The organism is Mucilaginibacter sp. P5_A6, assembly GCF_056400585.1.
Genome location: NZ_JBFUKZ010000002.1, coordinates 193,450 through 211,654, shown reverse-complemented (window position 1 = coordinate 211,654; position 18,205 = coordinate 193,450). Strand labels below are relative to the sequence as shown.

Here is an 18,205-nt window from a genome sequence, read left to right as displayed (position 1 = left end):
CTGATTAATGTTATTTTATCATAAGGCAATATTTATTATGATAATATTAAATCTATACTATATTTAATTTAAGCGCCTATGTAACATTAATTTAAACTTAACACCTGGCTGGTCATAAATTAAGAACCGACGAATGCGCGCTAACATTCACACGGTCTCCTGAATAATTGTCAAATAACTAAAAAGCGGTCGAAAGCTTTAGTGTCGTTTTCTAACAATCAACTTTTAAAAATATGAATAAAAAGATTACCCGTGATCTTTTTGAAAGGCTTTTGCTAAAACCTTTTATCTACTTCACGATCATGGCGCTGGCGTTTAACGCAAAAGCGGCAATTCCCAACAAAACCGGGCGTAACCTGGCAATCCAGGTATCCGGTACAGTAACCGACGAAACAAACCAACCTTTGCCTGGCGTATCTGTAAGGATAAAAAACACCGATAAAGGTGTGGCAACCGATGCGAGGGGTAAATACAGCATAGCTGCAGATGAAGGATCAATATTAGTATTTAACTTTATTGGTTATACACCACAGGAAGTTACAGTTGGCAGTTCGGTTACCATCAACGTAAAGTTAATGCCAAAAGCAAACATGCTTAACGAAGTAGTTGCTATCGGCTACCAAACCATCCGCAAAAGCGATGTTACCGGTTCAATCTCCAGTGTTAAGGCAAGCGACCTTAATTTATCTGCGCCATCACTCGGGCAGGCATTAGCGGGTAAGGTTGCTGGTGTGCAGGTATCACAAACAAGTGGCGCGCCATACCAGAGCACCAAAATCAGGGTTAGAGGAATTGGATCATTCAGTGCCAGTTCCGATCCTCTGTATGTTATTGATGGCTACCCTGCCGGCAATGATATTTTCATTAATCCCGACGATGTTGAAAGTATCGACATTTTAAAAGATGCCGCCTCGGCAGCTATTTATGGTTCCCGTGCATCCGGCGGTGTTGTTTTGATAACTACAAAACATGGTAAAGAAGGCAAAGGAAAATTTGAATACAGTGTGCAAACAGGTATAAATCAGTTAGCTAAAAAAGTAAAACTGCTCAACTCAGATCAGGCTGCGCAACTTGTAATTGATGGCCGTAACAATACCTACCGCGACCTGTGGGTTAATACAGGCCACGTTTGGAATGATGCCATGTACTCCGATAACAACGCTACCCGTATTACCAATGTAAGCAATGCAGGCAGCGTGAGTATACCCGACGGACTTTATGACTTTGCTAACCAATCATTAATTCACCAAACAGTAAATACCGACTGGCAAAATGAATTGTATCATAATGCTTTCTTCCAAAAACATAACCTGGCATTTTCGGGCGCTTCAAACGGCTTCCATTACTATGTGAGCGGAGCTTACCAAAATCAGGACGGTATTATACGCACTACAGGGCAGGAACGTATAAATTTCCGCACCAATATTGAAGGCGATGTTAGCAAGAGATTACACGTTGGCGCAAATATAGCCTACACTCAAAATACAAATAAAGAGGTGCAGGAAGGCCGTTTTGACCACGGGCCGGTTCTTGGCGCACTTATATACATGCCTTATTTACCGGCCTATAATGCCGATGGATCATTGGCTACCAATGCCGAGGCATCACAGGCAGCAGCATACGGTTATCAATCTATCGAAAACCCGGTTGCATTGGCCGAGCGTACAAAAATTACCCGCAAAGGCTACCGCAGTACCTACAACGCCAATATAGTTTACAATATATTGCCTGGTTTTAATGCCAAAGCCAATTTAGGTACTCAATCCTACAATGAAAAATATGATTACTACCTGCCAACTAACTTAAGCAGTGGTGCTTTCCCCCCGGGATCAACACAATCCATAGCGGCAGCAACGGCAACAGCTCAAACTATCACCCAGTTAGATCGCCTGGCCGAGTTTACCTTAAACTACAACAAACAGCTTGGTAAACACCATTTTGACGTACTGGCTGGTTATACAGCTCAAAAAACAACCAGCGACCTGATCAGCGTAACTGCCAAAGGTTTCCAAAATGATAATATTCCGGAAATTACTGCCAAAGGCGCAGATGCGAGTCTTTTTACCTTGAATTCAAATACAGGTAAATCGGCTTATACCTTACTATCATACCTTGGTCGTGTTAATTACAATTATGCCGGTAAATACTTTTTAACAGGTTCTTTCCGTGCCGATGGTTCATCGCGTTTTGGCCCTTTAAACAAATACGGCTATTTCCCGTCTGTTGCCGCCGGATGGAACATATCCGAAGAGCCTTTTTACCATAACTTCCTTGGCGATCAGTCAACCGTTAAAGTCCGCGCAAGCTGGGGTTTAAGTGGTAACTACAATATTGGCAATTACGGTTATCAGCAAACGCTTGCAAGCCCTACAGGTGTGGTTTTTGGTAATAATACCATTGCTACCGCTACATATGCCGGCGGTATAAAAGATCAAAAGCTAAGCTGGGAGTCAACTTCGCAATATAACTTTGGTACCGATATCGGCTTGTTTAATGGCCGCTTATCTATCATCGCCAACTATTATTTAAGCTACTCTTACAACCTGTTATATAATCAGCCTATTTCGGCTATATCCGGCAGTACCACCATCCTTACCAACCTGCGCGATTCAAAGATCCGCAATACAGGTTTCGATCTTCAACTTGATGGAAGGATAATAAGCTCAAAGGATCTCACTTTTAATGTAAGCGGCAATATTTCACTAAACCGCAATAAGGTGGTAAAACTACCGGGTAACAATACCATTATAATTAACGGCGCCGAGCGCTCTTACTTAACCAACATTACCACACAAGGTCAGCCGGTGGGTATGTTTTATGGTTTTAAAGTGGGCGGCATGGTAACCCCCGAGAATATCAGCAAGGTTGCTCCATCTGCCTCATCAACCAACCCGCTTAAGCCAGGCGATCTGTATTTTGTGGATACCAACGGCGATGGTAAAGTGAACGATGCCGATAAAACCGTTATTGGTTCACCATACGCTAAGTTTACTTACGGCTTTGCCTTAAATTCTACTTATAAGCATTTTGATTTAAGTGCATCGTTCAATGGCTCTTATGGTAATAAGATATTAGATGGCCAGGATTATTACCTGTACAACATGGAAGGCTCGGGCAACCAGTATGCCGATGTGGCCAACCGTTACAGAAATGCCGCTGACCCCGGCAATGGAACTGTATACCGTGCTTCACGCGGTGGTACCCAAAGTAACAGCACCCGTTTATCTACATTTTATCTGCAAAGTGGCTCGTTCCTTCGTTGTACCAACTTAACGGTTGGTTATAGCCTGCCCGGCATTTTACAAAACACACTGGGTATTAGTAAAGCCCGGTTGTTTGCCAGTGTAGTAAACGCTTTTACCATCACCAAATATAAAGGCTATAACCCGGAGGTTGACTACAATTATTCTGGCGCCGCTTCAAATAATACTCAACCAGCCAACCTTGCACCCGGAATTGATTATGGTACTTACCCCTTGGTTAGGTCGTACAATTTAGGTGTTAATGTTACTTTTTAATGATTTTTTAAGGAGAATATAGAGATGAAGAAAAAATTAATAGCTATCATTTGCCTTACGGTATGTGTAGCCATAAGCCCGGCATGTAAAAAAAGTTTTCTAAACGAAACCGATCCGAATGCTGTTACTGTCGATGCCAATTTTAAATCGCCTAATGATGTTTTGTTAGCTGTAAATGGCATTTATCAATCATTGCGCAGTGGCAATAATATAGGCGAAAGCAGCGACCTGTGGACCGATCAGCGCTCTGACGATACCGGCACAAACGATAACCAATCGAACGCGGGCGAGCCTTTCCAGTTCAACAATTTTTCGCTGATAGCCAGCAATACTTACTTAAAAAGCCACTGGGTGTCGTTATATGCTACAGTTACCCGTGCCAACGTGGTATTGTCGCATATTGATGCTGTAACTTTTGCTGATCCAAACCTGAAGCTGCAATACACAGGCGAAGCCAAATTTTTACGTGCGCTGATGTATTTTCACCTGGTCCGCCTTTGGGGCGATGTGCCGTTGGTAACCAAACAATTAGCCTCTACAGAAGTTGCGGCCGCAACCTATCGCGAAAAACAGGCTACGGTATATGCGCAGATTATAAAAGACCTTACCGATGTGATCAATAACAGCCCGCTACCTAACCTGCAAACAGGTGCTAATATTGGCAGGGTATCAAAAGCCGCGGCCAATGTATTATTGGGCCAGGTATATTTAACAATGGCTACAACTTTAGATCAGGCTAACCGCCAGGTTAATCTTACAAATGCCAAAACCTACCTCATGAATGCCTATAATATGCGCACGTTCGGCGCATTAAGCAGCATTCCGTATACCGATGTTTTTGATGTAAATAAAAAATCAACATGCCCTGAGCTGATCTTCCAGATTGTAAATAAGCAGGGTGATGTTAGTTACAGTTCATCAATAGCAGCCAACAACCAGGCAAAAGGCGAAACCGTTAATTCGCAAAAGGCAGCATCGGGCGCGGGATATAATGTTACCCACGATCTGATCAACGATTACGAAACAGGCGACCCGCGAATGACCTTTTCTGTTAAGTATGCTAATGATCCAATTGTAAAGGATTGGTTTGTTACCAAATTCAGGGATGCGAGTGATGCTGCCGGTAAATTAGGTTATGGTGGCAACGATTGGATCCTGATGAGGTATGCCGATGTGATACTGATGCTTGCCGAGGTTAATAATGACCTTGGGGATGATGCCGTTGCTATTCAATATTTAGATATGGTACGTGCAAGGGCGGGTATGCCAACTTATGCAGTATCCATGGCCAATAGTGCTTACAGTACCAATTATCCAACCCTTAAGCTTGCAATTTTGCATGAGCGCCGCGTTGAGTTGGCATTTGAGCATCACCGTTGGTTTGATTTGCTACGGGCATTTACTACTGATGAACTGGTAGCCTATTTCAAAGGCAAAACCCAGGCTAACTTCGGATCAGCCTTGCTATCAAATTTTAGCACAAAGGATCGCTATTATCCTATCCCATTTGATGAGTACAAGCTCGATCCGGTAAAGATGTATCAAAATCCGGGCTATTAAAACCAGATATAGTTAACCACCTTAAAGGACTATCGGCCCCAATATTGGGCGCCGCTCCTATTGAAAAAAGCCTCTTAGATAATCACTAAGGGGCTTTTTGGTTGTTTTTTGCTTGGACTTTACCTGCACCTCCGGCTATGTGTTATCCTTTGCCCTGGTTTGTTTAGGCTGAATTTTTAGCGCACTTCACTTTATCGGCAGATGGATGGTAAAAACGGCGCCATTATCATTTTCGGCATTAATGGTTCCGCCATGGGCGGTGATGTACTGCTTTACAATGGCTAATCCAAGTCCTGTTCCGTTTACCTTATCCTTGGTTATAAAAGGTTCAAAAAGTGATTTTATGATATCATGAGGTATTCCCGGTCCGTTATCACGTATTACAATAGACACGTTATTATTGGTTTCGTCTGTCTGCGCGGTAATATGTATAACAGCATGTTCTATCTTTTTGTATTGCAGCACCTCTACGGCATTATTCACCAGGTTCATTACAGCTCTTTTAAGCTTACTTTCGTCACCCTGTATAACCAGGTTTCCCGGGATAGTTTTATGAATGGCTACGTGGTCATGATGAACGCCTCCCTCTGCCGCATTGGTAATAGCATCAATTATCCGGTTGATATTAACCGGCTCTTTTTTTACAGGTGTTTCTTTAATAAAATCTAAAAAGTCATCAAATATTTCGGATGACTGCTCGGCACACTGATCCAGCAGATCCACCCATTCGCCGCCTTCATTTTGCTCCCGCATCATCGTCGTAATCAGTTTCATATTTTTAATAGGGGTGCGCAGGTCATGCATCACCATACCAACCGCGTTGCCCGTTGCCGAAAGTTTTTCCTTCCGTATTAATTTTTCGTTTAATTCTGCATTTCTAATTGCCTGGGCTGCATTTTGCACAAACAATTTTAACAAATACATCTTTTCCGTCTTTAATTTTTCATACTTATTTAGCACGGCAAAAACAGAATAGCAATCCATTCTTGCCAGCACCAGTTCATCCATCTGCACTACCTCGTCCGGCTCAATGTGGATGGTTTTTACGCGGGTAATTAATTCATCCAGGTTTATCCTGGCTTCAATAGCGCCAATTGAAAGTATTTGTTCATAGGCAAAATCACCGTGGAGCTTCCCTAACAAAGCCATATCTGTCCCTACCGAAATGGCTAACTGTTCTAAAATRTTTTTAAGTAAAGTATTAAGCTGGCGCTCATTCAAACCAATAGATGATATAGACTCTATTAGTTTCTCAAGGTTTCGCAAACGGTCATAATCGGTTATTGCTTTTGTAGCAAGCAGTATAATTTCTTCTGCTGCATATGGCTTGCAATGATAGCCCACGTTTTGCCCCGCCTGGTCAATAATCTCTTCAATGGAACGGTCGCTGTACGCGGTGATAAAAATAATTTCCGCTTTGTTATCGTACTTCCTTATCTGCCTCGCGGTTTCAAGCCCGTCCCAGCCCGGCATCCGCATATCCAGGAAAATAACGGCATAAGGCTGACCGTTCTCCAATGCCTTTCTTACACAATCAACGCCCTCCCTGCCATTAGATGCTTTATCCACACTAAAAACCGGGATCTTGCTGGTACGGATAGTAAGTATTTCCTTCGGCGTATCAAACAAGATGCGGGCCGCCTGGCTAATGCTGTTATCTTCAATAAAAGCTTTCGGCGCCAGTATTACTTCTATATTATCACGCACCAATTCTTCGTCGTCAATCACAAGTACTGATGTATTTACCTGGTTCATCATAAAAATTCGTTTATAATCCTTTTAAAGGCGTTTACCGTTTTCGTAATTAAATTTAATAGTTGTGGTAGTGCCCCGGCCAGGGCCTTCACTACAAATGTAGAAAGAGCCGGAATGACTTTCAATAATAGATCTGCAATTGTATAATCCAAGGCCGGTACCAGTATTTTTGGTAGTAAATCCCCGCTCAAAAAGATGGGCAGCTGTAGCTTCATCAAAACCCTTGCCTGTATCAAGGATGGTTAATCGCAGCACGTTATCCTCTAAAAGCAATTGGATTTCAATATTTTTTTCATTTCCGTGAACGTCTATTGCCTCTATACTGTTTTTTAATACGTTTAAAATTACCTGCATCAATTTAGTCCGGTCGCCTTTAATCATTGGTACCTGGTCTGGCATATTTAATGTAACAGCAATCCCCTTTTTATCATAAGTGGCAAATATCATTGAACGGCAGTCATAAATAACATCCCTTAAGTTAACCGGTTTTCTGTCCTGTGGCTCATGCCCAACCACATACTGGCGCTGAATGGTAAGGATCTCCTGGATATGGCTGATGATACTAAGCTGTTCGGAAATAGACCGCCGAATTTCTTCCTTGTTAGTTCTCTGAGCCAGGGTAATCCCTTCCAGCAGGCTCACCAGCGCTCCTGCTTTTTGATCGCCAATGGCTGTAGCTAATGCGGTTTGCTGCCCTTTTAAAAACAACACCACATTTTGCAGGTTTTCCTCATTATTCTGTTCCATGGAACGATTGATACGCGTAAGGTATGAACCAAACCCGACCACGGCATTGCCGATATCATGTAATACTTCAGACGCGATTTCAAACTTGCCCTGTGCAACAGCCCTTTCCAGGCCTGCCTGGTGCATGGCCTCTTCTTCCTCGTATTTCGCTGTCAGATCTTCAAAGCCCACAATAATGCAATCTTCAAACATCTTGGTAATATTGAACTGAAAATGATTTTCTGCGTTATTATTTGGATGCGGCAGCCTGAATCTATTTAACGCGTTATAAACTATCCCCCTGAATGGCTCATAATTTTTTATTTTTTCAGAAATCTCCGGGTTGATGCAATCCAATATGGGATAAATATTATCGCCCGGAAGCTGATATGTTTCCAATAAGGGCTTCAGCAATTCTCCCCCGGCTATGTTCAGCCGTATTACTTCGCCGTTTTGATCAATTTCGGCCAGGCCCAATGGAGCATAAGTAAAAATGGCATTAAATTTTTGTTCAGAAAGATTTATCTCATTCTCCATAATTAAATCTGATCGTTATGAAAGTATTGGCTGCAGATACTAATGCAACATTGTTATAATGGTTTATAGTGTACCGTATACGTTTGTTTTTTGCGAATGGTTTCTTTTTAGTTAAATTCAGACAGCCTGTATCTTTTAACCCGCAAATTATAATCAGGCTTTAGGAAAAGTTGTCGATTTATCCTTCCTGGTTTTTCAGTTTGATCAATATTGAATGAGCCAGACGGGTTTGAAATCGCCCGGGCTGAACAAAAAGTGCCAATATGCTCCGGTCAAAAGACCTCCCTTTTGTGCGCTTTTTGGTGGGAAAAATGGGAAATTGGGGTGGTTTTTTTTTAAAACCGACCGGTTTTCAGAAAAAAATGATGTTTTTTATCAAAAAACATGCAAATTTTCGTCAAAAAATTAGTCTACTAATTCTATAGTGCATATATTTGTCCTAATTGTTATTATCGATCTAACCAATTAGTTCTTTATGGTAAATAATGAGGTCAGTCAACTAAAAAAAAGAGACAGCCATCGGCTTTCTCTTTTTTTGTTTTAATACCCTTTATTGTCAAATATTAAACATCGATTTTATATTTCAGGCGGCTTTAAGCTAACACCTCCTCCAGCACATCTCCCGAGCGGATGTTTCCAAAGCCCTCAATATGCAGGGCGTAATACTCCATCAATTTATGCACCAGGTACCGCCTGTCATCATTGCTTAATTTTAATTGCTCCATGTTTTCAAAACTGCATTGCAGCACCAGGCTAAAGTTTTGCGTATGCGGAGGCGAAAGGTACATTACACTATCGGGCTTGTATTTACTAAACGTGCCGTCCTTCAGGTCGAAGTAATCGGCCTTGCCAATTAAAAACTTATCGGGGTAAAAACCGAGGTAACGGGTAAGCTGGGTTAAAAACAGCAGGTGAAAGTTAGCCACATTCCCGGTTTGATGATCGAGCCATTCGATGGCGTTAAACACAAAATCAAAAATATTTTCTTCGGCAGATTGCTGCTTTATCGCTTTATACAGCACTTCGTTCAAAAAAATAGCGATACAGCTTTTGATAACATCATATGGAATGGTTTGCAGCACCGGCGCGTTTTTAAGTTCGGTTATGCGCTGTACGCTACCTGTGTTTTTATGATAAACCACCAGGTCGAGCAAATGCAGGGGCTGCAGCATATTGCGGCCTATTTTAGCTTTTGGCTTTTTGGCTCCGTTGATGATGTATGATTGCAGGCCAAATTTTTCGGTGAAGATCTGAACGATCACGCTACTTTCGCCATAGTCCGTTGCTTTAAATACAATGCCCCTGGTTTTATGCAGCATGAGTTATCAGTAAAATTAGTTTGGGTAAAAATATAGCGATGCCGGTGATGAGCGCAAATAAAGCGGTAATAACCACGGCAGCGGCGCAAACATCTTTCACGTGGCCTGCCTTTTCATTGTATCCCGGCGATACCAGGTCGGTAAGGGTTTCAATCCCGGTATTTAAAAGTTCTGCTACCAAAACAATGGCTATGCTCAGCATGATCCATTCCCATTCGGCGAATGAAATCTGTAACAAAATCCCCAAAACAACGGCACTAAAACCCAAAACCAGGTGAATCCTGAAATTGGGCTGGGTTAATGTAGCATACCTTAAACCTTTAAAAGCAAAGCCAAAACTGCTCATCAGTCTTTTCATGTATCAAAAATACGGGTTTTGATTTATTTAAGCTGGTTTTGAACATTGATTGCCTTTGGTTTAAACGAATCGATATCCTTTACATTTGAGGATGTCACGCAAACGTGGGAAGACAAAGTGCAATCTCCTGTTTTTTTATTTCTTCTTGCAACAGAGCTGTATTTTAGATTACCCGAAGATACACATCCCCATCTGCCATTTCTTTGCATCTTTGCGTGAAATTAAATTTTTACTTAGCCTATATCCGCATTCTGCCATTTCATTTTCACAAAGTCAAATTTGTTCAATCGGCAGATAGATCAAATTTCGTAGTTTAGCGGCGCCCTTAATTTACTGCGCATGTTCTGGAAAAATACAGCATCTTTTATTCTTAAAAACAGGCTCTTCGTGCTGATAAGCGTTGTTGCACTGAGTGTTTTTATGGGATATGAGGCATCCCGGGTAAAAATAACCTTTAACGGCGGCAAGGTACTTCCCGTTACCGATTCGGCTTATATCCGTTACAACCAGTTTAAAAAAATGTTTGGCCAGGATGCTTCGTCTATGGTGATCGGCATAAAATCAGGTAAGATATTTGACAAGGATATATTTAACGACTGGTACCAGATAGGCAACAGTCTGAAACAGGTAAAAGGCATCAAGGCTGTAATTTCAGCAGCCAATGTTTACAACCTGCAAAAAGATACCACTCAACATCGTTTTGTTATAAAGCCGCTGGTTACCGGGGTACTGCAAAGCGCACAAGCGGTTGATAGCGTGAAACAACAACTGGCAAACCTGCCATTTTATAAAGGCCTGGTTTTAAGCAACGATGGCAAATCAACCTTAATGGCCATTACTTTTGATGATAAAATCATCAATACACCGTACCGGGTACCTATCATTAATAAAATAAAAAAACTGGGCGCTGCTTTTGAGCAAAAGCATGGCATAAAAGTACATTACTCCGGCCTGCCGCTCATCCGCACTGTGGTGGGCGACCTGGTGGCACATGAGTTTTCGATGTTTCTTAGCCTATCGGTATTAATTACGGCGCTGATACTGTTGCTCTTTTTTCGTTCGTTTTTCCCGGTTATTTTCCCGGTGATCATCGTAGTTTTAGGTGTGGTTTGGAGCCTGGGTACATTGGTGCTCATGCACTACGAAATGACTATTCTTACGGGCATCATCCCGCCTCTTGTAGTAGTTATCGGGATTCCCAATACCATATTCATCCTCAATAAGTATTATCACGAGTTTGAACTGAGCGGCAATAAATTACAGGCACTTCACATAGCCATTGAAAAAGCGGGCATAACTACCTTTATAGCTAATGTTACCACAGCTATCGGCTTCGGCGTATTATGTTTCACCAACAGCGAACTGCTAACCCAGTTTGGTTTAGTTGCCTCCATAAGTATTATGGCCACCTTCGCATTGAGCCTTATCCTGGTGCCTATTATCTTTAGTTATTTACCATCGCCCAAACCGCAAAAAGCAGGCATTAAGGATAGTAAATTAATGAAACAACTACTTATTAGCCTGGATAATTTAGTGCACAACAAACGTAAAATGGTTTATATCATCACCCTGTTACTTGTTGTGATATCCGCCATCGGCATTACCAAAATAAATATCAATGGCTACGTAGTTGACGATCTGCCCCAGCACAATAATACCCTGGAGGACCTGAAGTTTTTTGAATCGAACTTTAACGGCGTACTTCCATTGGAAGTAAGTATTGATACCAAACGAAAAAATGGCGTAATGAACCAGGCGGTAATACGCAAGGTTGAGAAACTGGAACAACTCATATCATCCTACCCGGAGTTTAGCCGGTCGATATCACTGATACAGGTTTTAAAATTCAGCACACAGGCTTTTTATGGCGGCAGCCCCGATTATTACCGCCTGCCCGATGGTTTGGAGCAAAATTTTATCCTCAATTATGCAGGCAACTCGGGCAAAGGCACCAGCGCACTTAATACATATTTAGATAGCACCCACCAGGTAACAAGGGTTACTTTTGAAATGGTTGATGCCGGGTCAAAAAAAATGAACGTGGTACTGGCCAATCTACAGCCACGTATCGACTCGATATTTAACCCCAAAAAATTCCATGTGGAGCTTACAGGCAGCAGCATTATATTTATAAAGGGAACAAACTACCTGCTTACCAACCTTTACGAGAGCCTGGCCTGGGCCATTTTTTTAATCGCCGGGGTAATGTGGGTCCTGTTCCGTGGTGTAAAAATGATAGCCATTTCTTTACTGCCAAACCTGGTGCCATTAATAATTACAGCAGGTATTATGGGCTTCTTTGGGATCCCGCTTAAACCATCAACCATCCTGATATTCAGCATAGCTATGGGGATCTCCAGCGACCAAACCATTTATTTCATCACCCGCTACCGGCATGAGCTGCGCAACAGCAATAAAAGGGTTTCTACAATTGTATCCGATACCATCCGCGAAACCGGGGTTAGCATGATATTTATAGCAACAGTACTTTTTTTTGGTTTTGGTGTGTTTGTGGTATCCAAATTTGGCGGCACGCAGGCATTGGGAATCCTCTTATCTATCACGCTGCTGGTAGCTATGATTAGTAACCTTACATTGTTGCCGGCATTTTTATTAAGCCTTGAAAAAGGGACCGACAGGAAGAAGCTGAAGGGGCCTGATATAGAAGAGTAGAAGCCTCACCCTGCCCGCTCTGAAGGGGAGGATGCTGAAAAGGAATATTTGGCATGGAGAACTTTAAAGAAAACCGTTAATTAACAATATTCGATTCAATGTCCTCTCCTTTGGAGAGGATTTAAGTGCGACTTATGGATCTTAAACTCAACAACAAAGTAGCCGTAGTGCTTGCAGCAAGCAAGGGCCTTGGCAAGGCAATTGCAACGGCGCTATCTGCCGAAGGAGCAAAGGTTATCATCGGCTCGCGCGATGAAGCAGAACTAACCCAAACAGCCTATGAGATAAAACAGCTTACCGGTAACCCGGTTGTGGCCATCCCCGTTGATGTTTCAAATGCCGGCGAGATAAATTACTTTATAACCAAAGCGGCAGCTACATTCGGGCGGATTGACATTCTGCTGAATAACGCCGGCGGACCGCCATTTGATAAGTTTGAGAACTTTGACGACGAGCAATGGCAAAAGGCTTTCGAGCTCAACTTGCTCAGCTTTGCCCGCTTAAGCAAGTTGGTATTACCACATATGCAAAAAACGGGTAGCGGACGCATCATTAACATCATCAGTGGTTCGGTAAAGGCGGTATTAGGCAACTCGGTACTGTCAACCAGTATGCGGATGGGCGTGGTTGGCATGGCCAAGCTAATGGCCGATGAGTTTGGGCCATACAATATCACTGTAAACAATGTGGCGCCGGGATTGATCCTCACCGATAGAATTAAGCATACTTTCCCTAAAGACGTAGACCCGGAACAAGCAATAAAGGACAAAGCTAAAAGCATCCCGCTGGGACGCATCGGTAAACCAGAAGAGCTGGCCGCGCTGGTTGCATTTTTAGCATCTGAACAGGCGGCTTATATTAGCGGGACAACTATTCAGGTTGATGGCGGAGCGAACCGGGCTATTTTTTAATTCCTGAACCGAAATTTATCGAATTAACAGAATTAAAAATTAGATTCAGCCAAAAAACGCGGCTATTTACTTTCCTTCAAATAATCTATCAGTAACGTAATAATACTCACTATACCGGCCATGGTTAACCCGGTGGCGCCGCCCTGCATAAGTACCTTCCATTTGGAATCCTGCAGCGCCGGAATAACCATTGATGTAGAAAACAGGATCACGGCTACCAGCAGCATTAGTATAGTACGCTTTACTTTATTATTTTTCACCCCTCTAAATTAAAAAAATCATTTATAAATTCCGTATTTTTGCAACCTCTTAAAAAAGAGGTGATAAAAGGTAGAATATATACATGTACAAAGAATATAAGCAGTTAAACTTATCGCAAACAGGCAAAGAGGTACTGGAGTTTTGGAAACAGAACAACATCTTCGAAAAAAGTATCAGCAGCCGCCCGGCGAGTAACCCTTACACTTTTTACGAAGGGCCGCCGAGCGCAAATGGCATGCCCGGTATTCACCACGTAATGGCGCGCTCTATAAAGGATATTTTTTGCAGATATAAAACCCTAAAGGGATACCAGGTTAAACGCAAAGGCGGCTGGGATACCCATGGCCTGCCAATTGAGCTGGCTGTTGAAAAAGCGTTAGGAATAACCAAAGACGATATTGGCAAAAAGATAACTGTTAAGGAATATAACGATGCCTGCCGCAAAGAGGTAATGCGCTATACCGATGTATGGAACGACCTGACCGAAAAAATGGGTTATTGGGTTGATTTGAATGATCCGTACGTCACCTACAAAAACGAATACATTGAAAGCCTTTGGTGGATACTGAAGCAGCTTTATGATAAAGACCTTTTGTACAAAGGATATACTGTACAGCCTTATTCGCCAAAATCGGGCACGGGCTTAAGCTCCCACGAACTTAACCAGCCGGGCACCTATAAAATGGTGAAGGATACTACCATTGTTGCCCAGTTTAAAGTAAAATGCGACCAGGATTCCGGATTTTTATTCGAAGACGTAAATACCGACGTATTTATATTAGCTTGGACAACTACGCCATGGACCCTGCCCTCAAACTGCGCATTAGCAGTGGGGGAGAGCATCACTTATGCCCAAATAAGCACTTTTAATCCTTATACCTACGAGCCTATTTGCGTTGTTTTAGCAAAGGATCTGGTTAAGAAATATTTTAAGGCCGAAGGTGAAAACGCGTCTTTTGAAGACTATAAATCCGGTGACAAAATCATTCCATGGAAATTACAGGCAGAGTTTAAAGGAAGCCGGCTATTGGGCATCCACTACGAACAGCTGATGCCTTACGTAAGCAATGATGACCTGGAGAAAAACGCCTTCCGTGTTATCCCTGCCGATTTTGTTACTACCGAAGATGGTACCGGCATCGTGCACACGGCATCTGTTTTTGGTGCGGACGACTTCCGGGCCTGTAAAGAAAACAACGTACCATCGGTAATGGTGAAGGACGAAAACGGCAAGGAAGTTCCACTTGTTGATAAACAAGGTCGTTTTGTTAACGAGGTTACCGATTTTGCGGGTTACTACGTTAAAGAAGAATACTATAGCGATGCAGAACGCGCCGAGCCTGGTTTTAAACCTACCGACGTACTGATCTCTATCAAACTAAAAACAGAGAATAAAGCATTCGATGTTAAAAAATACGAGCACAGCTATCCACACTCCTGGCGCTCGGATGAGCCTATTTTATACTACCCGTTAGATAGCTGGTTTATCCGCACTACAGCGGTAAAGGATAAAATGGTTGCACTTAACAAAACCATCAACTGGAAACCGGAATCGACCGGAACCGGCCGCTTTGGTAACTGGCTTGAAAATTTGGTGGATTGGAACCTTTCGCGTTCACGCTACTGGGGTACCCCGCTGCCTATCTGGCGCGAAGAAAATGGCGGCGAAGAGAAATGTATCGGTTCCATAGCCGAGCTGAATGCCGAAATTGAAAAAGCTATCGCGGCAGGCTTTATGCCGGCAGGCTTTACATTGGAAGATATGCACCGCCCTTATGTTGATGATGTGATATTAACTTCATCAAGCGGCAACAAAATGTTCCGCGAGCCTGACCTGATTGATGTTTGGTTTGATTCGGGCGCGATGCCTTATGCACAATGGCATTTTCCTTTCGAAAATAAAGAGGAGTTTGCCAATGCCTACCCTGCCGATTTTATTGCCGAGGGGGTCGATCAAACCCGTGGCTGGTTCTTTACCCTGCATGCCATAGCCGTAATGCTGAGCGAGTGCAGCGACGAGGTAAGAACGGTGAATGAACGGGTTGGCAACGGTGGTGTTGCGTTTAAGAATGTGATCTCGAACGGGTTGGTTTTGGATAAGAACGGTAACAAAATGTCTAAGCGTTTAGGCAACGGCGTTGATCCGTTTGAAACCATTGAGCAGTTTGGCGCCGATGCCCCCCGCTGGTACATGATCAGCAATGCATCGCCATGGGATAACCTGAAGTTTAATACCGATGGGATAGATGAGGTTCGCCGCAAGTTCTTCGGCACATTATATAATACCTATTCGTTTTTTGTGCTGTACGCCAATATTGATAAGTTCACTTACAGCGAAGCCGAAATAGCCATAAGCAAACGCCCGGAGATCGACCGCTGGATCATATCGCTATTAAACACCCTTACCCTGGAGGTTGATGGTTTTTATGCCGATTTTGAGCCTACCAAAGCGGCCCGTGCCATACAGGAATTTGTTGACGCTCATTTCAGCAACTGGTTTATCCGCTTAAGCCGCCGCCGTTTCTGGCGGTCGGATAACTCGGATGATAAGTTATCTGCTTACCAGACGTTATATACCTGTTTAATTACCATCAGTAAATTAATGTCGCCCATAGCGCCTTTCTTTTCCGATAGATTATATAACGATCTGAACAGCGTTACCGGTAAAGAGCTATTTGAATCAGTTCACCTGGCTTACTTCCCTGAATATCAAAAAGAACTGGTAGATACTGACCTGGAAGAACGAATGAAACTGGCACAGGATATATCATCCCTGGTGTTATCATTACGTAAAAAGATCGACATCAATGTGCGTCGCCCGCTAAGCAAGATTCTTTTACCTATATTAGATAAAGACTTTAAGGTGCAGGTGGAGCAGGTAAAAGAGCTGATATTATCTGAAACAAACATCAAAGATATTGAGTACATTACCGACACCGCAGGCTTCATTAAAAAGAAGATAAAACCAAACTTTAAGGCCCTTGGCCAAAAAGTTGGTAAAGACATGAAGGTTGTTGCCGAGGCTATAAACAATTTTACAAATGAGGATATAGCTTATTTAGAAGCAAACGGAAATATTGCTGTACTTGATAATAAATATTTGATACTTGATACAGAAGTAGATATCATTGCTGAAGATGTGCCGGGCTGGCAAGTTGCAAATATGGGCAAACTAACCGTGGCTTTAGATGTTACCATATCCAACGAATTAAAGCAGGAGGGTATAGCACGAGAGTTAATTAACCGGATCCAAAACTTGCGCAAGGAGAAAGGATTTGAAGTAACGGATAAGATAAATGTACGCCTTAGTGACCACCCTTACATCAATGAAGCGGTGAAGAATAATTTATCCTATATTTGCGCCGAAATTTTGGCGGTAAGCATTGTGCTTGATAGCCAGTTAAATAAAGGTGATTTAGTCACCATTGATGGAAATGAAATTTTTATTGTTATTAGTAAAATATAAATGAAAGTAGAAAACGAAAAAACCAGGTATTCCGAGTCAGACCTGCAGGAATTTAAAGCACTCATACTGGATAAGCTACGTATTGCTAAAGAAGAATTAAACTCGCTTGCAACTTCATTAAGCTCACCAAATGCTAACGGAACTGATGACACAGCAGGCACCTACAAAACACTGGAAGATGGCTCGGCCACATTGGAAAAAGAGCAAATAAACCAGTTAGCCGCCCGCCAGAAAAAATTTATTGATCAGCTGGAAGCTGCTCTTGTACGTATCGAGAACAAAACTTATGGTATTTGCCGCGAAACCGGCAAACTGATCCCGAAAGAGCGCTTACGTGCCGTACCGCACACCACCATGACCATGGAAGCCAAATTAAAGCAATAAATGAAGGCAGCTTACACTAAACCTTTTTTAACTGCTGCATTTATAATTCTTGCCGACCAGATCATTAAGACCTGGGTAAGGGGGCACATGTACATGGGCGAAGAGATTCGCTTTTTAGGTAACCGCGGCATGCTGCACTATACCGAAAACAATGGCATGGCCTTCGGCATGGAGTGGGGTGGCGATGCCGGTAAGCTGGCGCTAACGTTGTTTCGTATTTTTGCGGTTTGTGGGATTGTTTATTGTCTTGTTTACCTTATAAAACATAAGTATCACCGCGGGCTCATCATGAACGTGGCGCTTATTTTAGCCGGTGCGGTTGGTAATATTATCGATTCAACTTTTTATGGGGTTATGTACAAATACGCGCCGATGTTCCATGGCCGTGTGGTTGATATGTTTTACTTCCCGCTGTTAAAAGGCACCTATCCGTCATGGTTCCCGTTATGGGCCAATGAGCCCTTTGAGTTTTTCAGGCCTGTGTTTAACCTTGCCGACTCGGCTATTTGTGTAGGTGTGATCATGATATTGCTATATCAAAAGCGCTACTTTAAACACGAAGTACCAGAAGTGGCCAGTCCGAATAGTGAAATGGTTGAAGAATAGAAGAAACTAAATATAATTGAAAAAGCCGCTAAATGCGGCTTTTTTGGTTTATCGGAGGATTTTGTCTTCGTAGTCTGTTTCCTTGCAGGCCATTATTCCTAAATGCAGTTCCAGTACTTTGTTTCCTTACA

12 protein-coding genes are annotated in these 18,205 nt (G+C 42.6%); 7 read left to right on the top strand and 5 right to left on the bottom strand.

The features are described 5' to 3' along the window. Positions 1-233 precede the first annotated feature (233 nt). Positions 234-3,518, top strand: coding sequence for a SusC/RagA family TonB-linked outer membrane protein (locus tag AC1DO4_RS02935; protein ID WP_477412800.1), 3,285 nt, complete (start codon positions 234-236; stop codon positions 3,516-3,518). Between the two features lie 24 nt (positions 3,519-3,542). After that, on the top strand, positions 3,543-5,078 hold the full coding sequence (locus tag AC1DO4_RS02930) for a RagB/SusD family nutrient uptake outer membrane protein (protein ID WP_477412798.1): 1,536 nt from the start codon (positions 3,543-3,545) through the stop codon (positions 5,076-5,078). Positions 5,079-5,264: 186 nt separating this feature from the next. Here AC1DO4_RS02930 and AC1DO4_RS02925 read toward each other — a convergent pair whose 3' ends face one another. The 4 genes from AC1DO4_RS02925 to AC1DO4_RS02910 form a co-directional block, all read right to left on the bottom strand. Next, a complete protein-coding gene (locus tag AC1DO4_RS02925; RefSeq protein WP_477412796.1) occupies positions 5,265-6,836 on the bottom strand; it encodes an ATP-binding protein in 1,572 nt (523 codons plus the stop codon). Between the two features lie 21 nt (positions 6,837-6,857). Continuing rightward, positions 6,858-8,096 carry a sensor histidine kinase gene (locus AC1DO4_RS02920; RefSeq protein WP_477412794.1) on the bottom strand — a complete coding sequence of 413 codons (1,239 nt, stop codon included), beginning with the start codon at positions 8,094-8,096 and terminating at the stop codon, positions 6,858-6,860. A gap of 593 nt (positions 8,097-8,689) precedes the next feature. After that, positions 8,690-9,415: a DNA repair protein RecO gene (gene recO / locus AC1DO4_RS02915; protein WP_477412792.1), complete on the bottom strand. Its 726-nt coding sequence runs from the start codon at positions 9,413-9,415 to the stop codon at positions 8,690-8,692. Beyond that, the gene (locus AC1DO4_RS02910) at positions 9,405-9,773 is read right to left on the bottom strand and encodes a diacylglycerol kinase (RefSeq protein ID WP_477412790.1); all 369 of its coding nucleotides are present in this window, start codon (positions 9,771-9,773) and stop codon (positions 9,405-9,407) included. The genes recO and AC1DO4_RS02910 overlap by 11 nt, the downstream gene beginning before the upstream one ends. A gap of 339 nt (positions 9,774-10,112) precedes the next feature. On the opposite strand from AC1DO4_RS02910, the gene AC1DO4_RS02905 reads away from it, so the two are divergent. Continuing rightward, a complete protein-coding gene (locus AC1DO4_RS02905) occupies positions 10,113-12,446 on the top strand; it encodes an efflux RND transporter permease subunit (protein WP_477412788.1) in 2,334 nt (777 codons plus the stop codon). Positions 12,447-12,580: 134 nt separating this feature from the next. Next, positions 12,581-13,357 (top strand): SDR family oxidoreductase, encoded by a 777-nt coding sequence (locus AC1DO4_RS02900; protein WP_477412786.1) that lies wholly within the window; start codon positions 12,581-12,583, stop codon positions 13,355-13,357. A gap of 62 nt (positions 13,358-13,419) precedes the next feature. On the opposite strand, the gene AC1DO4_RS02895 is transcribed toward AC1DO4_RS02900, so the two are convergent. Then, positions 13,420-13,617, bottom strand: a complete 198-nt coding sequence (locus tag AC1DO4_RS02895) for a hypothetical protein (protein WP_477403549.1) — start codon at positions 13,615-13,617, stop codon at positions 13,420-13,422. 83 nt (positions 13,618-13,700) lie between these two features. On the opposite strand from AC1DO4_RS02895, the gene ileS reads away from it, so the two are divergent. The 3 genes from ileS to AC1DO4_RS02880 are packed head-to-tail and all read left to right on the top strand — an operon-like array spanning position 13,701 to position 18,074. Further along, positions 13,701-17,084: an isoleucine--tRNA ligase gene (ileS, locus tag AC1DO4_RS02890; protein WP_477412784.1), complete on the top strand. Its 3,384-nt coding sequence runs from the start codon at positions 13,701-13,703 to the stop codon at positions 17,082-17,084. Then, a complete protein-coding gene (locus tag AC1DO4_RS02885; RefSeq protein WP_184547488.1) occupies positions 17,085-17,468 on the top strand; it encodes a TraR/DksA family transcriptional regulator in 384 nt (127 codons plus the stop codon). Further along, positions 17,469-18,074 carry a lipoprotein signal peptidase gene (locus AC1DO4_RS02880; RefSeq protein WP_477412782.1) on the top strand — a complete coding sequence of 202 codons (606 nt, stop codon included), beginning with the start codon at positions 17,469-17,471 and terminating at the stop codon, positions 18,072-18,074. The last annotated feature ends 131 nt before the right edge of the window (positions 18,075-18,205 follow it).

What these genes read in the sequence shown, in the direction of transcription:
- ileS (WP_477412784.1), top strand. Translation starts at nt 13,701, where the DNA reads ATGTACAAAGAATATAAGCAGTTAAACTTATCGCAAACAGGCAAAGAG.
- AC1DO4_RS02930 (WP_477412798.1), top strand. Translation starts at nt 3,543, where the DNA reads ATGAAGAAAAAATTAATAGCTATCATTTGCCTTACGGTATGTGTAGCC.
- AC1DO4_RS02905 (WP_477412788.1), top strand. Translation starts at nt 10,113, where the DNA reads ATGTTCTGGAAAAATACAGCATCTTTTATTCTTAAAAACAGGCTCTTC.
- AC1DO4_RS02910 (WP_477412790.1), bottom strand. Translation starts at nt 9,773, where the DNA reads ATGAAAAGACTGATGAGCAGTTTTGGCTTTGCTTTTAAAGGTTTAAGG.
- AC1DO4_RS02885 (WP_184547488.1), top strand. Translation starts at nt 17,085, where the DNA reads ATGAAAGTAGAAAACGAAAAAACCAGGTATTCCGAGTCAGACCTGCAG.
- AC1DO4_RS02880 (WP_477412782.1), top strand. Translation starts at nt 17,469, where the DNA reads ATGAAGGCAGCTTACACTAAACCTTTTTTAACTGCTGCATTTATAATT.
- AC1DO4_RS02920 (WP_477412794.1), bottom strand. Translation starts at nt 8,096, where the DNA reads ATGGAGAATGAGATAAATCTTTCTGAACAAAAATTTAATGCCATTTTT.
- AC1DO4_RS02900 (WP_477412786.1), top strand. Translation starts at nt 12,581, where the DNA reads ATGGATCTTAAACTCAACAACAAAGTAGCCGTAGTGCTTGCAGCAAGC.
- recO (WP_477412792.1), bottom strand. Translation starts at nt 9,415, where the DNA reads ATGCTGCATAAAACCAGGGGCATTGTATTTAAAGCAACGGACTATGGC.
- AC1DO4_RS02935 (WP_477412800.1), top strand. Translation starts at nt 234, where the DNA reads ATGAATAAAAAGATTACCCGTGATCTTTTTGAAAGGCTTTTGCTAAAA.